Below are 25389 nucleotides of genomic sequence, written 5' to 3' on the forward strand. Positions count from 1 at the left end.
AACCTTTTTTTAGAAAAATGGGATATTTCAAAAAAGGATTACCACGTTTTCCGCATCATACGGTGTGGGATATTCGCATCTAAAAACTCATCTCCGAACGCCTCGTATCCGAGTTTTTCGTAAAATGAGAGCGCCGTTAGTTGTGCGCCTAAGCGCAACTCACCTAATCCTTGATGTTTTGCGACACGTTCGACTTCATTCATAATCTCTTTTCCATATCCATGACCTCGAGCCGCCTGAATCGTCGCCACTCGCTCCACTTTTCCGACCGTCGAATCCACAGGACGAAGACGTGCTGTCGTCACCGGTTGAGCGTCAATGAGACCAACAACATGCGTACAGACATCGTCTAAGTCATCGTATTCGAGACTAGCATCGATTCCTTGTTCCTGAATGAATACGACTTCTCGCACGTATCTGGCCTGTTCAATCAACTGTACTTCTTTTCCCGATTGAATGGTCAACATGGTAAACCCCCCTCTTGCAATCGTCTTACTATTTCTTCCATCCCCCGTTCTAGTTCCGATACGGAAGTGAATCGAGCTTGTGCTTGTTTATGGTTTCCACCACCGCGACCGATCTGCATTTCTTGAAGTGCCGCTCGGAGGAACGTCCCTACCGCGATATCGTGAGTCCCATCATGCATGACAAATAATTTTTGCGCACTGTAGTTGGCCCCGACCGCAATGCGTCCTGTCGCGGCAATCCGTTCAATAATTGCGGTCGTCAATGTTTCGGCCTCGGTCCGTCCCACATGTAACGCTACATAATTATCTTCTTGTAAGACTGCCTTTACTTTCGCTTTCGCAATCCGTTCCTCAAGTGTTTTGATTTCTTTTTCACGTTCTAGTCGAATCGTATGCTCTTCAATCACACGTGCCGCCACCGTTTCATTCGTCGTCGAGAATGTATGGTGAATCGTCCGGAGCGCTTCACGTGCTCGTTGCGTCGCCTTTAACGCACGATTTCCGGCAACATACGTCAAGCGGATGTTGCCTCTCACTTTTTTGAGCGAGGTGACTTGAATCATGCCAAGTTGCCCTGTCATTTCAACGTGTGTGCCGCCACACGCATTGTAATCAATCCCTTCGATTTCGACGATTCGAATCATTCCTGTTCGATTGGTCGCTTTCCGCAAGCGTGGCCGATCGACTTTTTCGTCCGGGATTTCATAGACATGAACCGGATGATTGTCAAAGATGAGTTGCTGGATCTCTTGCTCGAGTGCTTCAATTTGCGTCCAGTCCATCGCTGCCGTCTCAATCTCAATGGATGAATCCTCTTCCCCGATTCCAAAGCTGAGCGTACGAATCCCATGTCGGTCTTCTAATATCGCCGTTAACAAGTGTTGGGCAGTATGCTGGATGGAATGGTCTCTCCTCACGTCCTCATCGATTCGAACCGCTACAGGTGTACCCGTAGATAATCCTTCTGACAAGAGGTGCCACACTTCACCATTTTCAATTTGCACATCCAATACATCATGCGAACCGATTGATCCACGGTCAGCCGGTTGACCGCCGCCTTCCGCGTAAAAAGGACTATTCTCGAGCGTATGCCAATGCCCTTTATTGTCCTGTTTTACTGAGGTCACGATTGTATTTACTGTATGTTGATCCATCTTGTCCTCCACCTTCTCTCTATAAATCTGTTCAGACAACTAGTCTTATTTCGTCTATAATGAAACATACATCTTCTCAGTCAGGAGCGAAATGATATGTTAGAAATCGATAAACAATCTCCGTTACCTATTTATTATCAAATTGAAGCGTACTTAAAGCAACAAATTGATGACGGATTGTTAAAACCAGGAGACACCTTACCTTCAGAACGAGAATTTTCCGAACAATTTCATGTGAGTCGTATGACGATTCGTCAAGCCATCATGAACCTCGTCAACGCTGGTTATTTGAGTCGGCAAAAAGGCCGGGGCACATTCGTTGCGAGTCAAAAGATTGCGATGACATTGTCCGGATTGACGAGTTTCTCTGAAGAAATCAAACATCGAGGTATGCGACCGCTCAGTCGTCTTTTGTCCTACGAGGTCATACCAGCAACGGATCGAATCGCCCAGCAACTGAGTATCCCGAATCAAACGCCGGTATACGAAATGAAGCGACTCCGACTTGCAGATGATCATCCTCTCGCGCTCGAGACCGCCTACATTCCTGTCCGTTTATTGCCTGACCTGACGAAAGAAGACGCGACCGGTTCCATTTACGCGTACGCCGAACAGCACGGTTTACGTTTGAAAAATGCAACACAGACACTTGAAGCCCGTAGCGCCGGTCCTGAAGAAGCGAAGTTGTTAACCATTTCTCCGAATGCACCAGTATTGTTGATCGACCAACGTACTTATCTCGAGAACGGCGACATGTTCGAGTATAGTCGTTCCCTATTCCGCGGAGACTCCTACTCCTTGACCGTTGCGATGGATCGCATATAAAAAAGTTTGCCCCGAGAGAGGCAAACTTTTTTATTGTGCTTCGTACGTTACCCCACTCGGGTCTAACGTGTAAGACTCCAACTCCGTGTCCGTCATCGGCTCCACAGGATTGCCTGCGTCCGCTTGTTGTACACGATAGCGTACTTCTTCAAGAAGCGGTTCATTCAAGAAATAGTAGAAATGGCCGTCAGCTGCACGGGCACCTTCACCCGTAAGTTGGTACTGCACCGTATTTTGCAATGCCCCGACATCTTCAATCAAACGCATATAGTCGTTTGGTCCAAGCGTCGTCTCCATATTATCTCCAACGGCTTTTAAGACTTTGTCGTAGTTATTGATGAGCGACGTGCCAAGTGATTGTTCGAGTACGGCGTTGATGACTTCCATTTGGCGTTGTCCACGGCCGATATCTCCACGTGGGTCGTCATATCGATTTCGAACGTACGCCAGTGCTTCTTCGCCGGTCAATTTTTGCCGCCCTTCACTGATAACAATGGTTTCTTTTGCTGTCGTATGTTTAATCGTCTCGAACGGGAATTTTACATCGATTTCAACTCCGCCAATCGCATTAATCATATCGACGAATCCTTGGAAGTTCAGTGTAACTACGTGATCAATCTCCAAACCTACTAAATTTTCGACCGTATCGGTCGCGACACGCATTCCATTGTACGGGTTCGATTCATCCATCGATCCAAAATAATGGGCATGTGTAATTTTATCTTGATCAAGACCTGTCTTTCCATAGGGGATGTTATACCCAGTGTAATCAATATTCACATATGAATCACGCGGAATACTGAGCATCGTTGTCTGTTTCTCTTTCTTATTTAAAACAACAACAATCATCACATCAGATCGACCATATTGTCCTTTTTCCTTTTGTTTAGGAGATAGGTCAGTCCCTAAAATCAAAAACGACTCTGTGTCTTCTTTATCAAAGCGAGTCGGTTCGACTGTTGGGTCGTCCTCTAACGTGACCTGGGTACCGGACAACATGTTGTGGGCTTTATAAAATGCGGTACCGTAAATGCTAGACCCAGCAATAATCGCAATCAGCACGAGGGCACTAAATACCTTATAAAACGCAGACGGACCTTTGCGCTGTCTACGAGTATGTGTTCTAGAATTCATAATGGTCTCCTTCGAGTCAAAGTAATAAGCTTCACTCATTATAGAGGAAAGTGTGAAATTTGTCGAAAACGTTTTGATGACAAATTCATTTCTTTACATTTTCCCACAGTTGAAAACAGAAAAACCTGCGGAGATGTCTCCGCAGGTTAGTTAAGCCCGAATCGTGAAGAATCGCGTTGCCGCTTCTTGCCCTCTTGCTTGAAGGACCTCTGCACAGCGCGATGCCGCCGCTTCATCGAGTACGACCGTTACACCAGGATGTGCTTGCAGAATCGTCGCCGGCCAGTCGACAGTCGGTACGCTTTCAATCATATGTTGTACAGCTTCCGCCTTCCGCTCGCCTGTCGCTACGAGAACAATCTCCCGCGCATTCATGATTGTATCGAGTCCCATCGTGATGGCGTGGGTCGGTACATCTTCAAGCCGATCAAAAAAGCGACGGTTTGCCTCCCGTGTTGATTCGGTGAGTTCAGTCACATGCGTCTTCGCGTCAAGCGCTGTACCCGGTTCATTAAACGCGATGTGTCCATTCTCTCCGATTCCCAGGAGTTGCAAGTCGACACCAAGTGTTCGGACGAGTGCTTCATACCGTTCCGCTTCCGCTTCGGGATCTTGCGCATCGCCTTGAGGAAGATGGCTTTGCTTGAATGGTACTTCGTCAAACAGTCGATCTTTCATAAAACGGTTGTAGCTTTGGGGATGCTCGGGTGACAGTCCGATATACTCATCCAGATTGACGCTCGTCACATGGCTACAATCGAGCGCGTCTTGTTTAAACATTTGATACATCCCGACTGGCGTGCTACCTGTGGCGAGACCGAGTACGAAGTCATGCTTCCCTGAAATCCGTTCTTTGATGAGCAAATATGCGATTCGTTCCGCGTCGTTCGCTGATTTGGCGACTAATACGTTCATCTTTGATCCTCCCGTTCATATGCGATGTTTCCTTTGACGATTGTCATCTGAACATGTGCTGTGTCATCCCAGACGACAAGGTCCGCATCAAACCCCGATTTGATGTCTCCTTTTGTCGTTAACCCGAATTCTTTTGCCGCATTCGTCGCAGTCATCTTGACCGCCTCTTCCACCGTACATCCGGTATACGCTTGAATGTTTCGGAATGCTGCATCCATCGTCAACACACTCCCTGCGAGATTGCCGGCTTCAAGGCGGGCAGCGCCGCCTTCTACGATGACCGGTTGTCCTCCCAGTTCATACTGTCCGTCAGGCAAACCCTTCGCTCGCATCGCATCCGTGATGACGACGAGTTCATTTGCTCCTTTTAGACGGTAAGCAAAATCAACCATTTCAGGGCGGCTATGAATCCCGTCTGGAATGATTTCGGCCATGACACCTTTCTCTAACAGACAATATCCGACCGTTCCCGGTTCCCGATGATGCAAGCCTCGCATTTGGTTATATAAGTGTGTGCCATGTTTAACGCCCACCTGCTTATTCTCTTCGAACGTCGCACTCGTATGTCCCGCAGAACCGATTGCGCCTGACTCGCGAAGCGCTTCTTCAAATTCACGGGCTCCTGGTCGTTCCGGTGCATACGTGACGAGTCGAATATGGCCTCCAGCAAGCTGTTGCCATTTTCGAAACTGTTCCGCATCTGGGTCGATGATATGTTCCGCCGGTTGCGCCCCCGCCATCTCTACGTTAACGAATGGCCCTTCCAAATGAATTCCGGCGATGGTCGTATCCTCTGTTGCCATGACGTTTCGAACGGCTGTCAACGCTTGTTCAATCGCCTCTTTCGATTGGGTGATTGTTGTCGCAAAGAATGACGTGACGCCTTCTTGTAGCATGTCTTCACTTAATTGACGAAGCCGTGACTCGTCCGCGTCCATTGTATCGACTTCATATCCCCCGTGAATATGGATATCGATGAGACCAGGTGTGACGAGCGCACCCGAGACATCAATCACGTTCTCATCTCGTTGTACAAACTGTTCCATCGATCCGATTTCGTCAATCGATTGGCCATTCCACCTGATATACCCTCGCTCCCATGTTTGTTCTGCTGACACGATATGAGCATTGATCAATGTCCCCACCGGTTCACCACTCCTTTTTGTTTTCCTCCATGTTATCATATCGAATAAAAGTATAGTTGTATAGACCAATTTATAATAAATAAAAGATTGTTCACATTTGCGAACAACCTTTATGTCCTTATGTCGATTGGAGCGTCCCGTAGCGCCGGACAATCCATACGAGTCGGAGGAATAATAAGACCGCTCCGGCGGCCAGCCCGGCAATCAATCCAATCCAATAACCGTCTGGTCCGAATCCAGCGTGTTCCGCCAATACATAACCGAGAGGCAAACCGATGACCCAATAGGCGACAAGAGAAAGGACCAACGTGACGTTGACGTCTTTGAACCCTCGTAAAATCCCTTGAATCGGTGCGGCGACAGCATCTGATAACTGGAAGAACACGGCGAAAATCATGAAGTGGGCTGCGAGGTCCACGACCGTCGGATCATTCGTATAAATGGCAGCGACCCGCTCATTTTGCCAAAACAACAATGCACCAGAAAAGATGGAGACAGCGAGACAAAGCGAGATTCCAATCTTCGCATATCGAACGGCATCTTGCAGCCGTCTCGCGCCGAGTTCGTATCCAACGACAATCGTTAGTGCGCTCGATGCCGAAAGCGGGAGCATATATACGAACGAGGCGAAATTAATGGCTGCTTGGTGTGCCGCGACGATTTGGTCCCCGTATGAGCTAAGCAGTAGCGTGACCGCCGCAAAGATACTGACCTCCGCAAAAATGGCAAGCCCAATTGGCGTCCCGAGTTGCAACAACTCTTTTTGTCTGAGCCAGATGATGCGCTCAGTCGTCCGTAAAAACTTATATTCACGGAATGGTTTTCCGTTTCTGACGAAAAAGAAAGCCATGAAAAAGAGCAACCAATAGGTGATGCTCGAGGCAATTCCTGCCCCGACCCCGCCATACGCTGGAACACCGAGTTTTCCAAAGATGAAGATGTAATTTAATCCGACATTAATGGGTAACCCTAATAGTATGAGGATCATCGAGACCCTCGTCTTACCGAGCGCATCCATGAGTGTGCGAAGCACGTTGAACAAAAACATCGGTAAGACGCCGAAACCAAGTGCAAGTAAGTATTGGGTCGCGATTCGCTTCCCTTCCGTACTGAGTCCCATTCCCTCGATTGCAATCGGCACGAGGAAAGATCCCAATGCCAGCGTAACGACACTCAGTATGACGGCTAAGTAGATACCTTGAAATAGCGTGCGTTGAATTTGTTGACGATCCCGTGCGCCGAGCGCTTGCGATACAATCGGAGCCACCGCCAGCAAGATTCCGCTAAGTCCGGTATACACCGGCATCCATAAGCTTGATCCGACACCGACGCCTGCCAGATCGACCGCACCCGCGCGTCCGGACATGACGGTATCGAAAAAGCTAATCAAATAAAAAGACACTTGCGTGACTAGGATTGGGAAGAAAATCGTAAAGAATAGTTTTATTTTTTCGTTTAATGAATGTGTTTGGTACATGGACAACCCTCATCTCTTTTTCAGAAAGGAAACAATATCATGAATCAACGGCATGCAGAAAAACTTAAATTTGAGCTGTTAGAAACGTGGAACACGTTCAATCACTACGTGACCGAAGCTCTCACGTTCAACAATTCCGAGGATATTCACCGCGCCCGCGTTCATTTACGAAAGCTGATCACGTTCATGCAAATCTTTGAGACGAAGCCTGCGACGTTCCGGCAACTCAAACAATTGATGGAAGCACTCGGTCATGTGCGTGACCTCGACGTACTCGTCGAACAGTTTGATGCCGAAACGAATCTCGATGAAGCGTTTCTTCAAGCGATGGAAAAGCAACGTGCCATCGAACGAACGATTCTCTCAACTCGAGTCAGTGAAAAGATGACCCCTTCACTCGATCAACAAATCCGCCGTTTCATCGGAGGACCTTTATTTCGTGCATTTAAAAAAACGAACGCCTCTCCGATGTTAGAAAAGGCGAAAAGCGAGCGCAAACAGCGTATTCGCATCTATCATGAACAAACCAATGGGAAAGATCAAATCGAAGCGCTCCATAAAGTCCGCTTGGTCGTGAAACGTGAGCGATACTTACATGAATACTTGTTAAACTACGAGTCGGACGCGTCGATGGACACCGTCCGTACGTTAAAAAAGATGCAAACCGAACTCGGTGAGATGAACGACCATGACCAACTGTTGAAGCGTTGGCGTTCGTTCACACCGCCTGTCGACCTACAGTCTGCGTATGATACAAAAATCAAAACGTTGCAGCACGAACTGGATACATCCGTTGAACATCTAATCATTTAGCGCGATGTATACCGTTCAATCAACAGTTCGAGCAACTTCATCCCCGCAATCGAGTTCCCTTTTGAATCGAGCGCTGGACCGAAGATGCCAAACCCGACGTTACTCAAATCTAGTTCGTGGTTCCCAACCGCTAAAATGGCGCCGGACACTCCACTCTTACCTGGAAGACCGACACGGACGGCAAACTCCCCCGAAGCATCGTACATGCCACATGTCGTCATGATGGCTTTGACGATCCGAACAACACGACGCGGAATCAATTCTTCCCCTGTATCCGGGTCCTCCCCGTTCCCAGCGAAGACACGTCCGATTCGTGCCAAGTCAAAGCAGTCGATTTCAATGGCACACTGTTTCGTATACACGTCAATAATTTCATCGACGTCTCCCTCTACAATCCCATGATGACGCATAAAATAGAGGAGTGCGCGATTCAAGTCGGTCGTCTCGTATTCAGAGCGGGCGACTTTTTCATCGTACGTAATTTCCTCCACCGGTCGATTTAACAACGTCGCTAAAAATTGACGGAACTGATAAATCTTTAACTCAGCCGTCTCCCCTAAAATCATACTCGTCACTGCTAACGCCCCCGCATTGATCATCGGATTCAGCGGTTTTGACGGGACCGTCTCCTCGAGTTTCGCAATCGAGTTGAACGCATCGCCCGTCGGTTCCATCCCTACTTTTGAAAACACATAGTCTTCCCCAAACTCCATCAGCACATAGCAAAGCGTCAGCGCCTTCGATACACTTTGAATCGTAAACTTATGATGAACGTCCCCAGCGTGAATATACGTACCGTCTGGCAAACAAATCGCCACCCCGAGTAAATCATTTTTCACATGCGCCAGTTCCGGGATATAGTCCGCTACTTTCCCTTGAGCTGTGTACGGACGACACTCATCAATCAAGTGGTTCAACTGTTGTTCGAGTACATTCATTCGATCACCTCATGTTCCATCAAATTTCAACCGGGTCATCTTATCATATTACCCGTCTGGCGGTCCATCTTCTTTATACCAGTCTTCATCCGCCCAAATCATCGATGGACTTTCCTCGTCCCCGACCAATTTTTCCCCATGTCGATTCATCGTCACAATAAACCCAATCACACCTGACACAATGACAGTCGCGACAATGATGAAGGCAATCATCTCATCGTCCCCTTTCGAATTCGTGACAAATTTGTCTAGAACTCCGTGACACTTATCCTATGTCTGCGTCTACATTCTCGGTACCGTTAGTAAGAAAAGAATATTAAAGAAATGGGTGAATCGATTGAATCAGATTGCAATTATCGGAGGTGGCATCGCCGGGCTGGCCGCGGCACATTATGCCAAGGTGGCCGGCGCACACGTCACACTGTTCGAGGCACAGGACCGTCTCGGCGGAAAAATCAAAACCATCTATCGAGACGGATTCACATTAGAGACCGGACCGGATGGCTATATGGCACGAAAGCCAACTTTGACGACTCTCATTACCGACCTCGGCCTTGAGGACCAACTCGTTCGTTCTAAAACCGGGACCTCTTACATTTATGTCCGTCAACAACTGAGACAGATGCCAGAGGGATCGGTCATGGGGATTCCGACTAAGTTTTGGCCGATGGTTAAAACCGATCTCTTTACGTGGAGAGGAAAATTTCGTGCCGGACTCGACCTCGTGATTCCGCGTGTGTATAAAGGGGAGGACATCTCGCTCAATCGCTTCTTTCGGACGAGACTCGGTTCAGAAGTCGTCGACACAATGATCGAACCCCTTCTGTCCGGGATTTACAACGGAACGCTTGATGATATGAGCATCGAGTCTACTTTCCCTCAGTTTATCACGATTGAACAAAAAACTCGCAGTCTGATTCTCGGAATGAAAGCACTCACACCACCTGTTCAGGCTGGGGTGAAGCCGTCCGAGACCGGAAAGTTTTTATCCATCGACCAAGGGCTCGGTGCGCTCGTCGAAGGGCTCCGTCCTTCCATCGACCGCCTCGTGCTGAATACATACGTCAAGTCCGTGAGACCGCATGAAATCACATTAGCGGATGGAACGGTCGAGCAGTTTGACGGCATCATCCTTGCGACTTCCCCAAACATGCTCGGACCGCTGCTCGGGTTGCCAGAAGCTGAGCGTTTATCGTCATTAAAACGTACATCTTCGTTGACTGTCCTTGCCGCATTCGACGAATCAGAAGTGGAGGCGTTAGATGGGACAGGATATGTCATTGCCAAATCTGAAGGCAACGCCTTGACCGCTTGCAGTTGGATGCATAAAAAATGGCCACATATGGCACCTCAAGGAAAGGCGTTGATTCGGATGTATATCGGTTCTGAGTATGTTTCACCTTTGTTGCACGAGGACGATGACACGATTGCATCGTTCGCCTTACGCGAGCTCCGCCGTATTCAAAAAGTCGGGACACCACTCTTTACGAAAGTCGAACGCCACGTTCAAACGATGCCCCAATATGAGGTCGGCCATAAACAAGATGTTCGAGCTTTTGAAGAAGCACTCTCGAAGTGGGACGGTGTCGAAGCTTGTGGCGCCATCCTCCATGGCGTCGGCTTGCCGGATTGCGTCGACTCGGCAAAACAAGCGGTTAACAACCTAAACCTCAAGCAGGGGGTGATGGTATGAAGCACATCGACTATCACGAGAACCCGTTTATCGTCATTTGGGAAGTAACGCGTGCCTGCGCGCTCTCCTGTGTACATTGCCGGGCCGAGGCACAGTTTCACCGATACGAAAATGAACTCGACACGGAAGAAGGAAAGGCGCTCATTCGAGAGATTCATGCGATGGATAATCCGATTCTCGTCTTCACAGGTGGCGATCCCCTCATGCGTGAAGATTTGTTTGAATTGACCGCGTACGCTTCTTCTCTCGGGATGCGAGTCTCGATGACACCTTCTGCCACACCGCGCGTCACGCATGACGCCGTAAAACGAGCAAAAGCTGCCGGATTGTCACGCTGGGCGTTTTCTATCGATGGCCCGGACGCACAGACGCACGATTACTTTCGAGGGACACGTGGCAGTTTTGACCGTACCATCCGAGGAATTTCCTACTTCCGAGAAGAAGGGATGTCTTTTCAAATCAACACGACGGTGACCGAATACAACGTCGATCGCTTGCCCGAAATGGCGAAACTCGTAGAGTCCCTCGGTGTATCCGTCTGGACGCTCTTTTTCCTCGTCCCGACCGGACGCGGTTCACTGTTACAGCCCATTTCTCCCGAGCGACATGAAGAAGTGCTCAAGTGGGCGTTCTCACTACAGGAGACGGCACCGTTCATCATCTCGACAACAGAAGCCCAGTTCTATCGGCGGGTGGCACGACAAGAAAATCAGCGGCGAAAAGCAGATGGGCTCCCCCCAATCGGACATCCGCATGATGATTTAGCCAAGGCACCACGTGGGACGAATGACGGGAACGGGTTTGTCTTCATCTCGCACACAGGAGACGTACAGCCTTCCGGGTTTTTACCGATCCATTGCGGAAATGTAAGAACGACACCCCTCGCTGATATTTATCGTCACCATCCGACGTTCAAGGCGCTACGTGACCCCGATACACACCAAGGGAAATGTGGCTATTGTGAATATCGATATCTTTGTGGTGGTTCACGGGCGCGGGCGTACGCAGTTACGGGAGACTATAAGGAATCAGAGCCATATTGTATTTATCAACCTGAGCGACGAAACGCTTCACCTTTTTGATTCCCATTTATTTCCTCAAGGTGTAAGATGAAACTATATGGTTCTTATGGTGTGAGAGGAGACATGTAGATGCAGTCTTTGCCGATTGATGGATTGTTCTATATTGGGCTAGGTACGATTTTTCTTGTAACGGCTTTACTCGGGTTCGGGATCAAACGATTGACGAAACATGGTATGACGGGGTTTTATGTCCTACTCGCAACGAGTCTTAGTTTATTCTTTTGGTTACTGCTTTGGTTCCAGGAAGCGACACGCGCCTTGTTCATGGGGACCATCCCGTGGCTATTCAATTTATTTTTCGGAACGGTGCTCTACCTCATCTTTGTAGGCATCAGTTTTCTGCTCTTGAAACGACAACCTCGGCATACATAAAAAGAGGAATCCGATTGGATTCCTCTTTTCTTATGCATTGACCGTCGACGGACGTAACGTCAATTCCCCGTTTTCAACATCGATGACGACCGTTTGGCCATCCTCGACATCTCCCGCTAGGATACTCCGGGCAAGTTTCGTCTCAATCGTTCGTTGCACGAAACGATTGATTGGACGAGCACCGAATTGAGGCTCGTACGCTTCATCGGCGACGAACGTTTTAGCTGCATCCGTGATTTCAATATGAATCGAGCGTGTCGTGAGCCGTTCACTCATTCGACCGACTGCTTTCTCGACGATTTGACCGATTTGATCTTTCGTAAGTGGATGGAACAAAATCGTTTCATCGACCCGATTCAAGAATTCAGGACGGAAATGTCGGCGGAGTTTATCAAGCACTTGACGCTCTTCGTCCTCATCGATCACACCATCTTTCGCCGCTTCGAGCAAAATGTCTGCTCCAATGTTCGACGTCATGATGACAATCGTATTTTTGAAGTCGACGATGCGACCGTGCGAATCGGTCAATCGACCATCATCGAGCAGTTGCAACAAAATATTGAAAACGTCTGGGTGTGCCTTCTCGACCTCATCTAACAAGAGAACGGAGTAAGGGTTACGGCGAACCGCTTCCGTCAACTGCCCGCCTTCTTCGTAACCGATATATCCCGGAGGTGCACCGACAAGTCGTGATACGGCATGTTTCTCCATATACTCACTCATATCGAGACGAACGATATGATCTTCTGAATCAAACATCGCTTCCGCGAGCGCCTTCCCGAGCTCGGTTTTACCGACACCCGTCGGTCCGAGGAAGAGGAAGGAACCGATTGGGCGGTTCGGGTCTTTGATTCCGGCACGAGCCCGGATGACCGCGTCACTGACCAAGCGGATCGCATCATCTTGACCGAAGACACGCTTGTGTAGCACCGTTTCTAAGTTGAGCAGTTTATCCCGCTCTCCTTCTGTCAGTTTGGTCACCGGAATGCCGGTCCATTTCGAGACGACCTCGGCAATTTCTTCTTCCGTCACTTCTTCGCGTACGAGTTCACGCGTCACCGAACTCGCCAGCTGTTCCGCTTCTTCTAGTTCTCGCTCGAGTTCTGGGATTCGTCCATATTTCAGTTCTGAAGCCCGATTCAAGTCGTAGCGACTTTCTGCCTCTTGTAATTCGAGACGTACTTTTTCAAGGTCTCCCCGGATTTGTTGCACGCGGTGCGTTGACTCTTTCTCATTTTCCCAACGAAGACGTAACGAGTCAGACTGTTCACGGAGTGATGCCAATTCTTGTTGGAGTGCTTCGAGACGCTTCATGGAAGCCGCGTCACTCTCTTTTTTAAGCGCCGCTTCTTCGATTTCAAGTTGCATGACCCGACGGACCAATTCATCGAGCTCAGCCGGCATCGATTCCATCTCAGTCCGAATCATCGCACACGACTCATCGACGAGATCGATGGCCTTATCCGGCATGAACCGGTCGGTGATATATCGATTTGATAGCATCGCCGCCGCGACGAGAGCGTTATCGTGGATGCGTACTCCGTGGTGAATCTCGAAACGTTCTTTTAAGCCACGCAAGATGGAAACCGTATCCTCGACGTCTGGTTCAGCGACGAGCACTTGTTGGAAACGCCGCTCGAGTGCAGGGTCCTTCTCGATATATTGGCGATACTCGTCTAACGTCGTCGCACCGATACAGTGCAATTCCCCACGGGCGAGCATCGGTTTTAACATGTTTCCGGCATCCATCGACCCTTCCGACTTCCCAGCTCCGACAATCGTATGCAGTTCATCAATGAAGAGGATAATCGTGCCTTCTGCTTCCTTCACTTCTGATAGGACGGATTGAAGTCGTTCCTCGAATTCACCGCGATATTTCGCACCAGCGACGAGTGAACTCATGTCGAGACTGAAGATTGTTTTGTCTTTCAAACTCTCCGGCACGTCTCCGCGAACGATTCGCTGAGCGAGTCCCTCGACAATCGCCGTTTTCCCGACACCCGGTTCCCCGATGAGGACCGGATTGTTTTTTGTTTTCCGACTCAAAATCCGGATGACGCGACGAATCTCACTATCGCGTCCGATGACCGGATCAATTTTCCCAGTCTTCACTTCTTGAATGAGGTCCCGTCCGTATTTCGTCAAGACATCATACGTCGCTTCAGGCGATTTCGATGTGATGCGGCGATTGCCTCGTACGGCGACGAGCGCCTCGCGGAGTCGTTCTTCCGTGATTCCTTTTCGCTCAAGCATCGCCTGCGCCTGACTGCTGTTCAACAAGATCCCGAGCAAGATGTGTTCGACCGATACGTATTCATCGTTCATCCCTGTCGCTTCCCGCTCGGCCGTCGTCAACACGCCTAACAAAGAAGCTGAAATCATCGGTGTCGTCGGATTTTGAAGTTTTGGCGCATTTTTCAAAGAAAGCGCGACTTCTCCTTCAATCTCAGATACGTTGATCTCCATTTTTTGAAACAGCAACGGCGCAATTCCGTCTGTCTGTGAAATCATGGATGCCAAGACGTGCCACTCATTGATTTCACTATGATGATATTGTTTTGCTAACGCCTGTGAACTGACAATGCATTCATGTGCTTTATCTGTAAAACGATTAAAGTCCATCACGATTCCTCCTTATCCATTAACGTTCGATTTGCTCATAGACAGAACGGTACGTCTCATCAAGAGGCAGGTCGACCTCAAGTTGTACGAATAAGTCAGAACGTACCTTCGAACCGGTCATGACACCGCGACCTGGAATGCGCATCCGTTGCCCCGGACGGCTTCCAGGTTTCACTTTCAACTTCACCCGTCCTCCGTCGAGTGTTGAAATGATGACGCTCGACCCATCTAAAAACTCGATCGGACGCAATCGTTTCAACGTCAAGATATGCTCTCCTTCACGTCGGTACGTATCGTCATCCGCAAAATGAAGCTCGACGTATACATCCCCTCGGTTCCCTGATTGTCCGACTCGGCTGCCTTTTCCTTTCAACCGCAACTTCTGACCTTCATAGGCACCCTGTGGAATTTTGACATTCACCGTGCCTGTTTGAAGTCGAAGGCTCACTTTCGATTCCTTCGTCAATTGGCTGAGTGGGATATTCACACGTACGGTCTCATCCAAGTCTTCTTCGACCGCTTGGTCAAAGAAGCTTCCGAACATATCTTCAAATCCGAATGTTCGCGAAGTCGTACGCGACCCACCCCCGAATTGTCGGAATAAATCTTCGAACTGGGACGAACCTTCCCCGTAAGTTTCTCCACCGCCACCAAACCCCTGTCCGAACGACGGTCCATCCGGGCTACCATATCGATCATAGTTCGCTTTTTTCTCTGGGTCGCTCAACACGTCAAACGCTTCTTGGACTGACTTGAATCGCTCTTGTGCGCCAGGATCTTTATTGACGTCCGGATGGTACTGTTTCGCCAACTTCCGGTATGCACGTTTAATCTCTTGTTCGGTCGCTCCTTTTGAGACACCGAGCTCGTCATAATAGTTTTTAGCCATATGGATTCACCTCACCTATCCCTTTCCCGTTTCTGTTAACTCTATTCTACTCAATTGGTCAAATAAGGTCAAAGATAATCCTTTCACTTTTTATACGAAAAAAAGAAGAGGTTCGTTTCAAAAAACGAATCTCTTCTTGATTAGAAGTATACTTTTGGACTATCCATGCCATCCTCGAACACAATCGTCACTTCAGGGTCGCCACCGAGTGATGTTATGTTGATGCGGACTGGCACATTTCGGCTATATTCCCATCGGTTTTCAAGCAAGCCGACAACGTGTTGGGTGAATCCGACAAGTTCGGCACGACTATAGAATTGAATCGGGATATCGATTTCAAGTCGTGACAAATCGCCGTTCTGATAAAAGCCTTTCCCAATCATCCCGCTATAGTCTGGGAACAGGTCGGCAATGCGGTCACTGAAGAGCGTAAATTTCTGTGCATCCTCGCGTACGTCATTCGTTGCCGTCGCAGATGGGAAGTAGTAGTACTTCTCATCGATGGCTTTCCAGTCACCCGATGTGACCTCATCATCCGTTCCGACGAAAGCGGATTTGATATAGTTCCCCGGCGTCGGTGAACCTTGCGTCGACTTCATATAAAGCGCGACGTTTACATCCAAATCTTTAAAGTCTTCTCGCTTCCGCAATTGAGCGACGAGTTCGTTCGCCATCCGTTCCCCTTCTGCGATCACTTTTTTCTGATCAAGTTTCACCGTATAGGTCGGTCCGTAGTTCGGTGCCTGGAAGACATACTCACGGTTCAAAATGAGTGCAAACGACACACCGCCAAGCTGATATCCGCTATCTTCTTTTATCATATAGTTCTGTTCCACGATCGAAGCCAAATATAGAGGTGACTTCTTGTTCGCATCGACGAACTTGTCGTCTTCGACGTCGGCCTTCCCGTCCGCATAAGCCGGGTTGAGCGGCGTCAATCCTTCGTTACTCCCGCCTTTACGTCCGAGTAAATTGGATACGTCTTCCGCGTTTAGAAGTTGCCCCTCTTGATAAGCGAATTTGTCTGGGTCAAACGCATCTGTCGAATGGCGCATGAGACCGAGTTCGACTTCTTCAAGCTCTAACGACGAACTCACTTGACGCTGAGCAAGTCCTCGCGCTGCTGCGGCTTTGAAGGGAATGACCATTTGATAGTAGGAATCACGTGCTTCGATTGCTTGTGTGACGCCTTCTGCTGCTGTTTCTTCGCCGGTCGGTGTCGCTTCTTCTTCACCCATCGGGATTTTCATTGAACATCCGCTTAACAAAAGCGCAGAGGCGATTGTCGGGATGACGAGTTGTTTCCATTTCATCTATGTCTAGCTCCTTTGAACATCGTTTCCTATTTCACTTTGTCCATTATAACAAAATCGTTCCACGAAAAAAGTATCGAAGCGGAATCAGAACAAATCCCTTCTTGATCAAACAAGAAGGGATACACGATTATTATTTTGTAGATGGGTGCTTACGACGAATCATCAAAAGGAGTCCAGATGCAAACAAGAGGAGTCCAATCATCATATGCCACGTCTCGTTCGTCTCCCCGGTCATCGGGAGTACATCTTGCGAATACGTGTCGACTTCATCGTCAGGCTTCACTGGAGGAGCCTCTCGCTCTTTTACAACCACTTTCACGACTGGTGGTTCCATCTTTGTTTCTTCTTTCTCAGGCACTTGCTTCGGTTCATCCTCTTTTACCGGAACGGGTTGTTTCACCGCAACCGGTACATCGACGGAACGGATCACGTTCACCCCTTCATTCACTTGGAGGGCAAACGTTGCCTGTTGTACTAATTCTGCCCCAGCTCGTATGTCATAGGACGGGAGCAGTGGGAGTTCAAATGAAATGGTGACCACTTCTTCCGGTCCGAACCCGTTTACGAATTCAGGGATGGCTTCGACTTGCTTCACGAATCGTTCATTCGCCATCTGTTGCTCCTCATACGTCAAGGCACCACTCGGCCAAGTGAGCATCACGTCAGACAAGAACAAGGTGACGTTAGAAGTGTTGGTCACTGTATAGGTGTATCGGATTGGTTCACCTGGCTGAACGGTCGCCATCTCACTCGTCCCTGTCACTGTAAAATCAGGTTGTTGCAAAAGGACGATTTGTTGACTTTCTGCTGTGACGATGCGGTCGTATTCATCCACTCCTGTCACGCGAAACAGACTACCGATCTCAGGATGCGTGCTGAATGAATAGTCAGACGGAACAGATAAGACAGCTGTCACCTCGACTCGTTCATCGGGTAAGAGACCATCTTCTCCTATCGATTCATACAAGCGATCAAACACATGTTGATTCAACAATTCGATGGCAAGACGGTCAACGTCCCCGCTCACATACTCGTGGGAGAAGTTCGTCACCGTTAACGGTGCGTCTCCTGTATTCTCTACGATGAACGTATACGACAGTTCACCTCCGACAACGGCTTTGTCGACCCCGGCAATGTTCTGCGCTTCGAGCGCGAGCGCCGGTAAGATTGGCTCGATTGCAGGCTCTTCGATAACCGGTTCTACTTCAGTTGGTGGTGTCACCTCTTCCGGTTGATTTGGTTCTGTGACAACAGGTGGTTCTTCCACTTCGACAGGATACGCTTCCGTGATGGAGTTCGGGATGAACGTATATGGAACGCCTTCAGCGTTGTAAAGTGTCACCAAATCAATCAACGAATCATCGACTGTTTCCGCATCGATCATAAATCGCCAAACATTGGCTGATTCACGAACTCCATAATACGTGACGTCTTCGTATACAAGACTTGATTCATATAATGTCTCGACTTCCTCGTCTGTCAAATCCACTTGAATATATCGGAATGTGGTCGTGTCTGCATGTGCGACGTGGTAGGGGATCAGTGTTGAAAAGAGCATGAGGATGGTGAATATAGCAACGAAACGTTGGATGTTATGTGTCATGGTGTCGGTCCCTCCTCTAAGGTGAAAAATGAGCGCGCACATCGATGTTTGCCCGATGACGGATTTCACCACGTAGAGGAATGAGGGGATGTGTGTGTGAAAGTCATGGTGTCAAAGGGTTCTCCCGCAAAAATATATTAGCATTTTGATTTAGTTAATCTATACCCTTCGAACGTTTGTGCGAACCTGTTCAATCTCATAATTTTTTACAATACGACACGACAAAAAAAGACGTTCGCCGTAGCGAAACGTCTTATGCATGTTCACTTAAAAAATCGAGAAGCTTCGCCTCATCCCATACTTCGATGCCTAACGATTCAGCTTTCGTCAGCTTCGAACCAGCCTTTTCACCGGCGACAAGTAAGTCTGTATTTTTACTCACACTTCCCGTCACACTCGCGCCGAGGAGTTCAAGCTGCTTCCCTGCCTCCCCCCGCGTCATCTCATGTAATTTTCCGGTCAATACGACCGTCTTACCAGAAAGGGGTGCCCCTTCAGCCGTTGGTCGTTTTGTTCCTTTGAAAGACAAGTTCACACCCGATTCCGCTAGTTCGCTGACGAGTTCACGTGCTTCTGGTTTTTCAAAGTAAAGAACGATTGACTCGGCCATCTTCGTCCCGATGCCATCAATCGACGTCAGTTCTTCGACCGTCGCATCGATGATGGCTTCCATCGTCTCGAACCGCTCTGCAATCAACGAGGCCGCTTTTTGTCCGACGAGACGGATGCCGAGGGCGAAGAGCACACGTTCGAGCGAATTTTGTTTCGACTGTTCAATTGCCGAGAGCAAGTTTGTCACCGACGTCTCACCCATACGCTCGAGCCCAAGTAAATCGTCTCGGTTCAGACGATACAAGTCGGCCACGTTGTGGACGAGTCCTGCTTCATGGAGTTGCGTAATCACTTTTTCACCGAGTCCGTCGATATTCATCGCTTGTCGTGAGACGAAATGGATTAGCCCTTCGAGCAGTTGAGCCGGACACTCCGGATTGACACAGCGATGATCGGCCTCACCCTCTAATCGAATCAATTCGGACCCACACGCAGGGCAATGGGTTGGGAATTCGATTGCTCGTTCTTCCCCACTTCGCTCACTAGCAAGTGCTGATACGACAGCCGGAATGACATCCCCAGCTTTTTTAATGACGACTCGGTCACCGATATGAAGGTCTTTTTCTTTTATAAAATCTTCATTATGAAGTGTCGCATACGTTACCGTTGACCCTGCCACAGAGACCGGAGCGAACCGTGCCCGCGGTGTGACCTTCCCAGTACGACCGACACTGAAATCGACGTCTTCAATGGTCGTCACGACTTCTTCTGCCGGAAACTTATACGCGACGGCCCAGCGTGGACTTTTCGCTGTGAATCCGAGTTGTTCTTGTTCTTCGTATCCAGCCACTTTAATGACGATCCCGTCGATTTCGTACGGGAGTTCACTACGCTTCGTCACATACATTTCGATATAGTCCCAAAGTTCATCTGCCGTCTTACATGTCGTATAGTCTCCGCTTACGGCGACGCCAAGGCGTTTCAAATAAGCGAGTGACTCATCGTGTGACGCGACGAGATCGTCTTGTGACACCAAACCGTAGGCGAAGAAAGCCAAATTTCTCGATGCAGCAATTTTAGAGTCGAGCTGTCGGAGTGAACCGGCCGCTGCGTTTCTCGGGTTGGCGAACAATGGCTCACCGAGTCGTTCCCGTTCATCATTCAATTGTTCGAACGAACGCTTCGGCATATACGCCTCACCCCGCACCTCAAACGTCACATCCTCTTGGAGACGAAGCGGAATAGCGCGAATCGTCTTCAAGTTTTGCGTGATGTCTTCACCTATCGTACCGTCCCCGCGCGTCGCGCCTCGAACGAGACGACCGTCTTCGTATTTCAAAGAGACGGCGAGCCCATCAAATTTTAGTTCAGCTACGAATGTCGGTGTGTAGCCAAGGTCTTTCTCGATTCGCTCCACCCACTCTGCAAGCTCTTCTTTTGAAAAGACGTTCCCGAGTGAAAGCATCGGTGTGTCATGCGTCACTTTGACGAACGCGTCGAGCGGGGCTCCTCCGACGCGTTGTGTCGGGGAGTCCGGAGTCCGAAGTTCTGGATAGTCTGTTTCGATTTGAATCAGCTCGTTCATCAAACGGTCGTACTCTGAATCCGGCACACTCGGCCGATCGAGCACATAATATTCATAACCATATTGGTTTAACGTTTTGCGAAGCTCTTCTACACGTTCTGCCATCTCCATATCTTCACCTCATGCTTTTTCGATTGGGGCAAATTTAGCCAATAGACGCTTGATGCCGACTTCTGGGAATGCGATGTCGACTTCGAGTTGGTCGCCTTCTCCACGCGTTTGGACGACTGTCCCTTGTCCCCACTTTTTATGATTCGCTTTGTCACCAACGTTCCAGCCGACCGTTTCGGCGCCTGAAGATTGAGCGAGCTTCGGCTTCGGTTTTGAGCTAAAGCCGTTCACCGGCAACTTCCCTGGTGATTCAACCGGGTTCCACGGCATCGGCTTTCTCGCCTTACCGGACCGTTCTAACAAGGTTTCCGGCAATTCATGTAAGAACCTTGATTCCGGGTTGTTTTGGAAGCGACCGTATAACATCCGCGACTGCGCACGTGTCAAATACAGACGCTTCTCTGCCCGCGTGATCCCCACGTATGCGAGGCGACGTTCTTCTTCCATCTCCTCCTCATCGTTTAACGCACGACTATGTGGGAAGAGACCTTCCTCCATCCCAATCAAGAAGACGACCGGGAACTCAAGTCCTTTCGCCGAGTGTAAGGTCATCAACGTAACTTGATGCGACTCGTCGACTTCATCAAGCGAATCGAGGTCGGACACGAGCGTCAAATCAGTGAGGAAGGCGACGAGTGACTGTTCATCGCTTTCTTTTTCAAAGTTTTGAGCGACCGACAGGAACTCTTGTAAGTTCTCAAGTCGACTCTCTGCTTCGAGCGTCTTCTCAATCTTGAGCATCTCTTCATAACCTGTCTTCTTCAATACTTCTTCGACGAGCTCTGAAATCGAGAGATAGTCTGCCATTTGTCGTAAGTCCATCATCATCTGACGGAAATCTGCGAGCTTCGTCGCCGTACGCGGGGCAATCCCTGAGAGTTCAATGTCACGAATCGCATCCATGAGTGAGACACCCTGCATATCCGCAAAGTCTCCTAGTTTGTCGATTGTTGCGGCTCCGATGCCTCGTTTCGGTTCATTGACGACTCGAGCGAATGAGATGTCCTCGTCCGGGTTGGCGATCAAGCGCAAGTACGCCAAGACGTCCTTGATTTCTTTTCGCTCATAGAACTTCGTCCCGCCGACCATTTTATACGGGATGTTCGATTTGAGGAGCATCTCCTCAAGACCACGTGACTGGGCGTTCGTCCGATAAAGGACCGCCATCTGACCGTAGTCCATCCCTTCCATCTTCAGTTCCTTCATCTGATTCATGATGAAGAACGCCTCGTCGCGGTCATCGGAGGCGACGTGGAGTAAGAGTTTCTCTCCTTCATCGTTCTCAGTCCACAAGTTTTTATCTTTACGGGAAGCGTTGTTCTGAATCACGCCGTTCGCCGCTTCCAAAATTCGCTTCGTCGAACGATAGTTCTGTTCGAGCAAGATGACGTGAGCGCTCGGATAGTCTTTCTCGAACGTCAAGATGTTAGCGATATCGGCACCGCGCCAACGATAAATCGACTGATCCGAGTCCCCGACGACACATAAGTTCTCGTGTGCTTGTGCGAGAAGTTTGACGAGCGTGTACTGTGCCCGGTTCGTGTCTTGATACTCATCGACGTGAATGTATTTGAATTTCTTTTGATAAAACGCTAAGACGTCCGGCGCCTCTTGGAATAAATGGATTGTCTTCATGATCAAGTCATCGAAGTCGAGTACGTTGTTCTGTTTCAACTTTTTCTCATACGCCGTGTAGACGTCAGAGATGATTCGTTCATATGGATTGTTGCCGACAAGAGCCGCTGCGTCCTTTGCCGTGCGCAACTCGTTCTTATGATTTGAAATCATCCCGAGAAGTGTACGCGGTTCATACTTTTTCGGGTCGAGGTTCAATTCTTTCAACACTTGTTTGATTGCCGTCAATTGGTCCGAGGCGTCTAAAATCGAAAAGTTTCGGTCATATCGAATGCGATCGATATCGCGTCGTAAAATACGGACACACATCGAGTGGAATGTGGAAATCCAAATGTCTTCGGCGACTCCACCGACGAGGCGCGCAATCCGGTCTTTCATCTCGCGTGCTGCCTTGTTCGTGAACGTGATCGCTAAAATGTTCCACGGTGCCACTTGCTTTGCCGCCATCAAATAGGCGACACGATGTGTCAAGACACGGGTTTTACCAGACCCCGCACCCGCCATGATCAACAGAGGACCATCCGTGTGCTTGACCGCTTCCGCTTGTTCTGGGTTCATGCCTTTGACTAATTCTTCGCTAAGATTATACATAATCGTTTCCTTCCTTGTTCCAAACGTTTGTTCTTATTTTATCGGAGTGCTTGCACAGTCGCAAGTGCTCCCGCTAAGTCTTCATAAATGATATTGCCGACGACAATCGTATCGGCGTACGCCCCCATCAACTGAGCCGATTCCGCCCCATCGATGCCACCTCCGTAAAAAAGGTGCGCCTGTGGTAACGACAATCGAATTTCTTTCACGACGTCGACATCGCCGAGTCGTCCGCTGTATTCGATATAGAGTGACGGGAGTCGGAACAAATGATGTCCGACTTCGGCATATGCCACGGCTTCTTCTAGCGACAAGTCGCATCTTGATTCCGTCACGTGCGCCACTTTCGCGTCTGGATTCAAGACGAGATAGCCTTGTGCCGTGACATGACGTGAATCAAAGAAATGACCGTAGCGCTCAAATGCACGCGCATGGTGTCCGACAATCCATTCCGGCGTTCCGGCGTTAAGCACGGTCGGTACAAAGTAGTGATCGAAGCCATCGATGACCTGGCTCGGTTGACTGATTTCAAGGGCGACCGGTAATCCGGCATCCCGGACTCTCGCAAAAAGTGCGAATGTATTCTCCGCATTGACCCCGTCCGTCCCACCAATCAAAAAAGCGTCGGTGCCCGAGTGAATGAGCGCATGGAGCGCCTCCTCGTCGAGATGCTTATTCGGATCTAATTTAAACACATGTCGCCATGACTGAAATTTCAACTTGTTCCCTCCCATCGAATCCTTCTCTAGTGTATCGATTTTTTGCATCGCGTGCATCTCTCCATTAAAAAAAGACTTGCCGAAGCAAGTCACGAGCGTGCCGTACGATTCCGTTCCCGATCCGTTAACCATTTCGCAACTAGCAATGCGAATAGTGCATATACCGGGACAAACCAGAGCGGATTCGCTAAAAAGAATCCGAGCACTGGAATATCGAGTAATGGTGAGTCTGGCGAACAGAGCGCCGTTCCATTGACGACCGCGATGAACGGAAGGACCGGAACGATAAAAACATATCCAAAGTTAATCCAAAATGCTTTCATATGACGATCTCCTTATCCTAAGATGATTGATTCTTTCGGATAGTTATACATCCGCTTCGGTTGTCTCCGTTGCAAGATGAGAATAAAGGCAATGACCCCGATTCGACCGATGAACATGAGAATCGTCAGCACCCATTTTCCGACGTTACTGAATTCAGAAGAGAGGCCAACAGAGAGTCCTGTCGTCCCGAACGCGGAACATGCCTCAAATAAGATTCGTGTCAATGAGGCATCTTCGAAATAAGCCATGACCATGACGCCAGATAATAAGACGGCAAGCGACACCGTAATGATGACGAATGCTTTCCAAATATCCTCTAGAACAATCTCACGACCAAAAATTTTAATCGACGAGTCACCACGAATAAACGCGACGACACCGAGAACGGCCACGGCAAACGTTGTCGTCCGAATCCCCCCACCGACAGACGATGGGGAAGCTCCGATAAACATGAGGATCGATAAGAGCAACATGCTCGCTTCTGAGAACAAGTTGACATCGACCGTCGATAATCCACCGTTACGTGTCGTCACGGACTGGAATAATGAATCCGAGAGAGATAGCCAAAGTGGCAAGTCTTTAAATGCATTGTTGTACTCAAAAATGAACAAGCCGACCGTTCCGACAGCAATTAAAATAAAGAATGTCGAGACCGTCAATTTCGTGAACAAAGAGAATCGACTCGGGAACGTATGACGTTTCCGCGTGATGCGACTCACCAAATAGGTCCGAATCTCTACAAGAACGGGGAATCCGATGGCACCACCGGTCATGAGCGCAATCTGCGTGAAGATGACAAATGGGTCTTCACGGAATGGCGCGAGCGAGCTACCGGTAATATCAAAACCGGCGTTCGTCGTCGCACTGACCGACCCAAATAACCCTTGCAAGAAGGCTTCCCCGGCGGTATCGAAATAATTTAAGTAATGGACACCGAGTAAGACGGCACCAACCGCCTCGATTGCGATAACGGTAATCACGATTTCCGTGATGTATTTGACAATCCCCGACATCGATGTCTGGTTTTGGTCACGTAAAATCAGTTGTCGTTCCCGAAATCCAATCCGTTTCCCGAGCAAAATCCACATGATGACATGCAAACTGATCAACCCGACCCCGCTCACCTGAACGATGAACAAGATAATAAATAAACCAAACGTCGAAAACGTATCGGTGACCACGATCGGCGTGAGTCCGGTGACACTGACACAACTCACCGCAAAGAAGACGAGGTCCGTAAACGTAATCGTCACACCTGGTTTATGGGCGATCGGTAAGGCGAGGAGCAACACGGATAAAACGGCTGCCGCGCTATAGATTAACACGAGTGTTTGGACTGGTGTTAAATTTCGAAAGAACAATTGTAAGTTCCGCTTCATGAATTTTTGTTGCATCTCGCCCCTCCCCTCCATCAAAAACAAGATGAC

At 49.0% G+C, this 25389-nt stretch carries 22 protein-coding genes; 5 read left to right on the forward strand and 17 right to left on the reverse strand.

Annotated elements, in window-relative coordinates; all coding sequences use genetic code 11:
* Positions 1 to 38: 38 nt before the first annotated feature.
* A complete protein-coding gene (locus tag KNO85_RS13120) occupies positions 39 to 467 on the reverse strand; it encodes a GNAT family N-acetyltransferase (protein ID WP_214790749.1) in 429 nt (142 codons plus the stop codon).
* Positions 461 to 1621, reverse strand: coding sequence for an alanyl-tRNA editing protein (locus KNO85_RS13125; RefSeq protein ID WP_214790751.1), 1161 nt, complete (start codon positions 1619 to 1621; stop codon positions 461 to 463). The genes KNO85_RS13120 and KNO85_RS13125 overlap by 7 nt, the downstream gene beginning before the upstream one ends.
* A 96-nt stretch (positions 1622 to 1717) precedes the next feature.
* Between KNO85_RS13125 and KNO85_RS13130 the strand changes: the two genes are divergently transcribed.
* Positions 1718 to 2446 carry a GntR family transcriptional regulator gene (locus tag KNO85_RS13130; RefSeq protein WP_074032977.1) on the forward strand — a complete coding sequence of 243 codons (729 nt, stop codon included), beginning with the start codon at positions 1718 to 1720 and terminating at the stop codon, positions 2444 to 2446.
* A 30-nt stretch (positions 2447 to 2476) separates the two neighbouring features.
* Here KNO85_RS13130 and KNO85_RS13135 read toward each other — a convergent pair whose 3' ends face one another.
* The 4 genes from KNO85_RS13135 to KNO85_RS13150 form a co-directional block, all read right to left on the reverse strand.
* The gene (locus KNO85_RS13135) at positions 2477 to 3580 is read right to left on the reverse strand and encodes an LCP family protein (protein ID WP_214790753.1); all 1104 of its coding nucleotides are present in this window, start codon (positions 3578 to 3580) and stop codon (positions 2477 to 2479) included.
* Positions 3581 to 3730: 150 nt separating this feature from the next.
* Entirely contained in the window at positions 3731 to 4495 is a 765-nt protein-coding gene (gene nagB / locus KNO85_RS13140) for a glucosamine-6-phosphate deaminase (RefSeq protein WP_214790760.1), read from the reverse strand.
* A complete protein-coding gene (gene nagA, locus KNO85_RS13145; RefSeq protein WP_353047822.1) occupies positions 4492 to 5640 on the reverse strand; it encodes an N-acetylglucosamine-6-phosphate deacetylase in 1149 nt (382 codons plus the stop codon). Before nagA ends, nagB begins: the two co-directional genes overlap by 4 nt.
* A 118-nt stretch (positions 5641 to 5758) precedes the next feature.
* Positions 5759 to 7117 (reverse strand): MATE family efflux transporter, encoded by a 1359-nt coding sequence (locus KNO85_RS13150; protein ID WP_214790764.1) that lies wholly within the window; start codon positions 7115 to 7117, stop codon positions 5759 to 5761.
* Positions 7118 to 7156: 39 nt separating this feature from the next.
* Between KNO85_RS13150 and KNO85_RS13155 the strand changes: the two genes are divergently transcribed.
* Positions 7157 to 7930: a CHAD domain-containing protein gene (locus KNO85_RS13155; protein WP_214790766.1), complete on the forward strand. Its 774-nt coding sequence runs from the start codon at positions 7157 to 7159 to the stop codon at positions 7928 to 7930.
* Here KNO85_RS13155 and glsA read toward each other — a convergent pair.
* Together glsA and KNO85_RS13165 are read right to left on the reverse strand one after the other, a co-directional pair.
* Positions 7927 to 8868, reverse strand: a complete 942-nt coding sequence (gene glsA, locus KNO85_RS13160; protein WP_214790767.1) for a glutaminase A — start codon at positions 8866 to 8868, stop codon at positions 7927 to 7929. The genes KNO85_RS13155 and glsA overlap by 4 nt on opposite strands.
* Before the next feature lie 48 nt (positions 8869 to 8916).
* Positions 8917 to 9081 carry a hypothetical protein gene (locus tag KNO85_RS13165; RefSeq protein ID WP_214790769.1) on the reverse strand — a complete coding sequence of 55 codons (165 nt, stop codon included), beginning with the start codon at positions 9079 to 9081 and terminating at the stop codon, positions 8917 to 8919.
* 115 nt (positions 9082 to 9196) lie between these two features.
* Between KNO85_RS13165 and hemG the strand changes: the two genes are divergently transcribed.
* The 3 genes from hemG to KNO85_RS13180 all read left to right on the forward strand — a co-directional run bounded on the left by hemG (position 9197) and on the right by KNO85_RS13180 (position 12015).
* A complete protein-coding gene (hemG, locus tag KNO85_RS13170) occupies positions 9197 to 10561 on the forward strand; it encodes a protoporphyrinogen oxidase (protein ID WP_214790771.1) in 1365 nt (454 codons plus the stop codon).
* Positions 10558 to 11643, forward strand: a complete 1086-nt coding sequence (locus KNO85_RS13175) for a TIGR04053 family radical SAM/SPASM domain-containing protein (RefSeq protein WP_214790773.1) — start codon at positions 10558 to 10560, stop codon at positions 11641 to 11643. The genes hemG and KNO85_RS13175 overlap by 4 nt, the downstream gene beginning before the upstream one ends.
* 69 nt (positions 11644 to 11712) lie before the next feature.
* A complete protein-coding gene (locus KNO85_RS13180) occupies positions 11713 to 12015 on the forward strand; it encodes a hypothetical protein (RefSeq protein ID WP_214790775.1) in 303 nt (100 codons plus the stop codon).
* A 30-nt stretch (positions 12016 to 12045) separates the two neighbouring features.
* Here KNO85_RS13180 and clpB read toward each other — a convergent pair whose 3' ends face one another.
* The 9 genes from clpB to KNO85_RS13225 all read right to left on the reverse strand — a co-directional run bounded on the left by clpB (position 12046) and on the right by KNO85_RS13225 (position 25356).
* Positions 12046 to 14637, reverse strand: a complete 2592-nt coding sequence (gene clpB / locus KNO85_RS13185; protein ID WP_214790777.1) for an ATP-dependent chaperone ClpB — start codon at positions 14635 to 14637, stop codon at positions 12046 to 12048.
* 19 nt (positions 14638 to 14656) lie between these two features.
* Positions 14657 to 15526, reverse strand: a complete 870-nt coding sequence (locus KNO85_RS13190) for a DnaJ C-terminal domain-containing protein (RefSeq protein WP_214790779.1) — start codon at positions 15524 to 15526, stop codon at positions 14657 to 14659.
* 140 nt (positions 15527 to 15666) lie between these two features.
* A complete protein-coding gene (locus tag KNO85_RS13195) occupies positions 15667 to 16839 on the reverse strand; it encodes a CamS family sex pheromone protein (protein WP_214790781.1) in 1173 nt (390 codons plus the stop codon).
* Positions 16840 to 16972: 133 nt separating this feature from the next.
* Positions 16973 to 18445 (reverse strand): LPXTG cell wall anchor domain-containing protein, encoded by a 1473-nt coding sequence (locus KNO85_RS13200; protein ID WP_214790783.1) that lies wholly within the window; start codon positions 18443 to 18445, stop codon positions 16973 to 16975.
* A 253-nt stretch (positions 18446 to 18698) separates the two neighbouring features.
* Entirely contained in the window at positions 18699 to 20693 is a 1995-nt protein-coding gene (ligA, locus tag KNO85_RS13205; protein ID WP_214790785.1) for an NAD-dependent DNA ligase LigA, read from the reverse strand.
* A gap of 9 nt (positions 20694 to 20702) precedes the next feature.
* Complete coding sequence (pcrA, locus tag KNO85_RS13210; protein ID WP_214790787.1) at positions 20703 to 22919, reverse strand: DNA helicase PcrA; 2217 nt, start codon at positions 22917 to 22919, stop codon at positions 20703 to 20705.
* 38 nt (positions 22920 to 22957) lie between these two features.
* Positions 22958 to 23638 (reverse strand): heptaprenylglyceryl phosphate synthase, encoded by a 681-nt coding sequence (gene pcrB, locus KNO85_RS13215; RefSeq protein WP_214790789.1) that lies wholly within the window; start codon positions 23636 to 23638, stop codon positions 22958 to 22960.
* An 89-nt stretch (positions 23639 to 23727) separates the two neighbouring features.
* Positions 23728 to 23961 (reverse strand): hypothetical protein, encoded by a 234-nt coding sequence (locus KNO85_RS13220; protein WP_214790791.1) that lies wholly within the window; start codon positions 23959 to 23961, stop codon positions 23728 to 23730.
* A gap of 12 nt (positions 23962 to 23973) precedes the next feature.
* The gene (locus tag KNO85_RS13225) at positions 23974 to 25356 is read right to left on the reverse strand and encodes a TrkH family potassium uptake protein (RefSeq protein WP_214696732.1); all 1383 of its coding nucleotides are present in this window, start codon (positions 25354 to 25356) and stop codon (positions 23974 to 23976) included.
* Positions 25357 to 25389 lie beyond the last annotated feature (33 nt).

The organism is Exiguobacterium sp. s124 (assembly GCF_018617485.1).
Taxonomy (GTDB): Bacteria; Bacillota; Bacilli; order Exiguobacteriales; family Exiguobacteriaceae; genus Exiguobacterium; species Exiguobacterium aestuarii.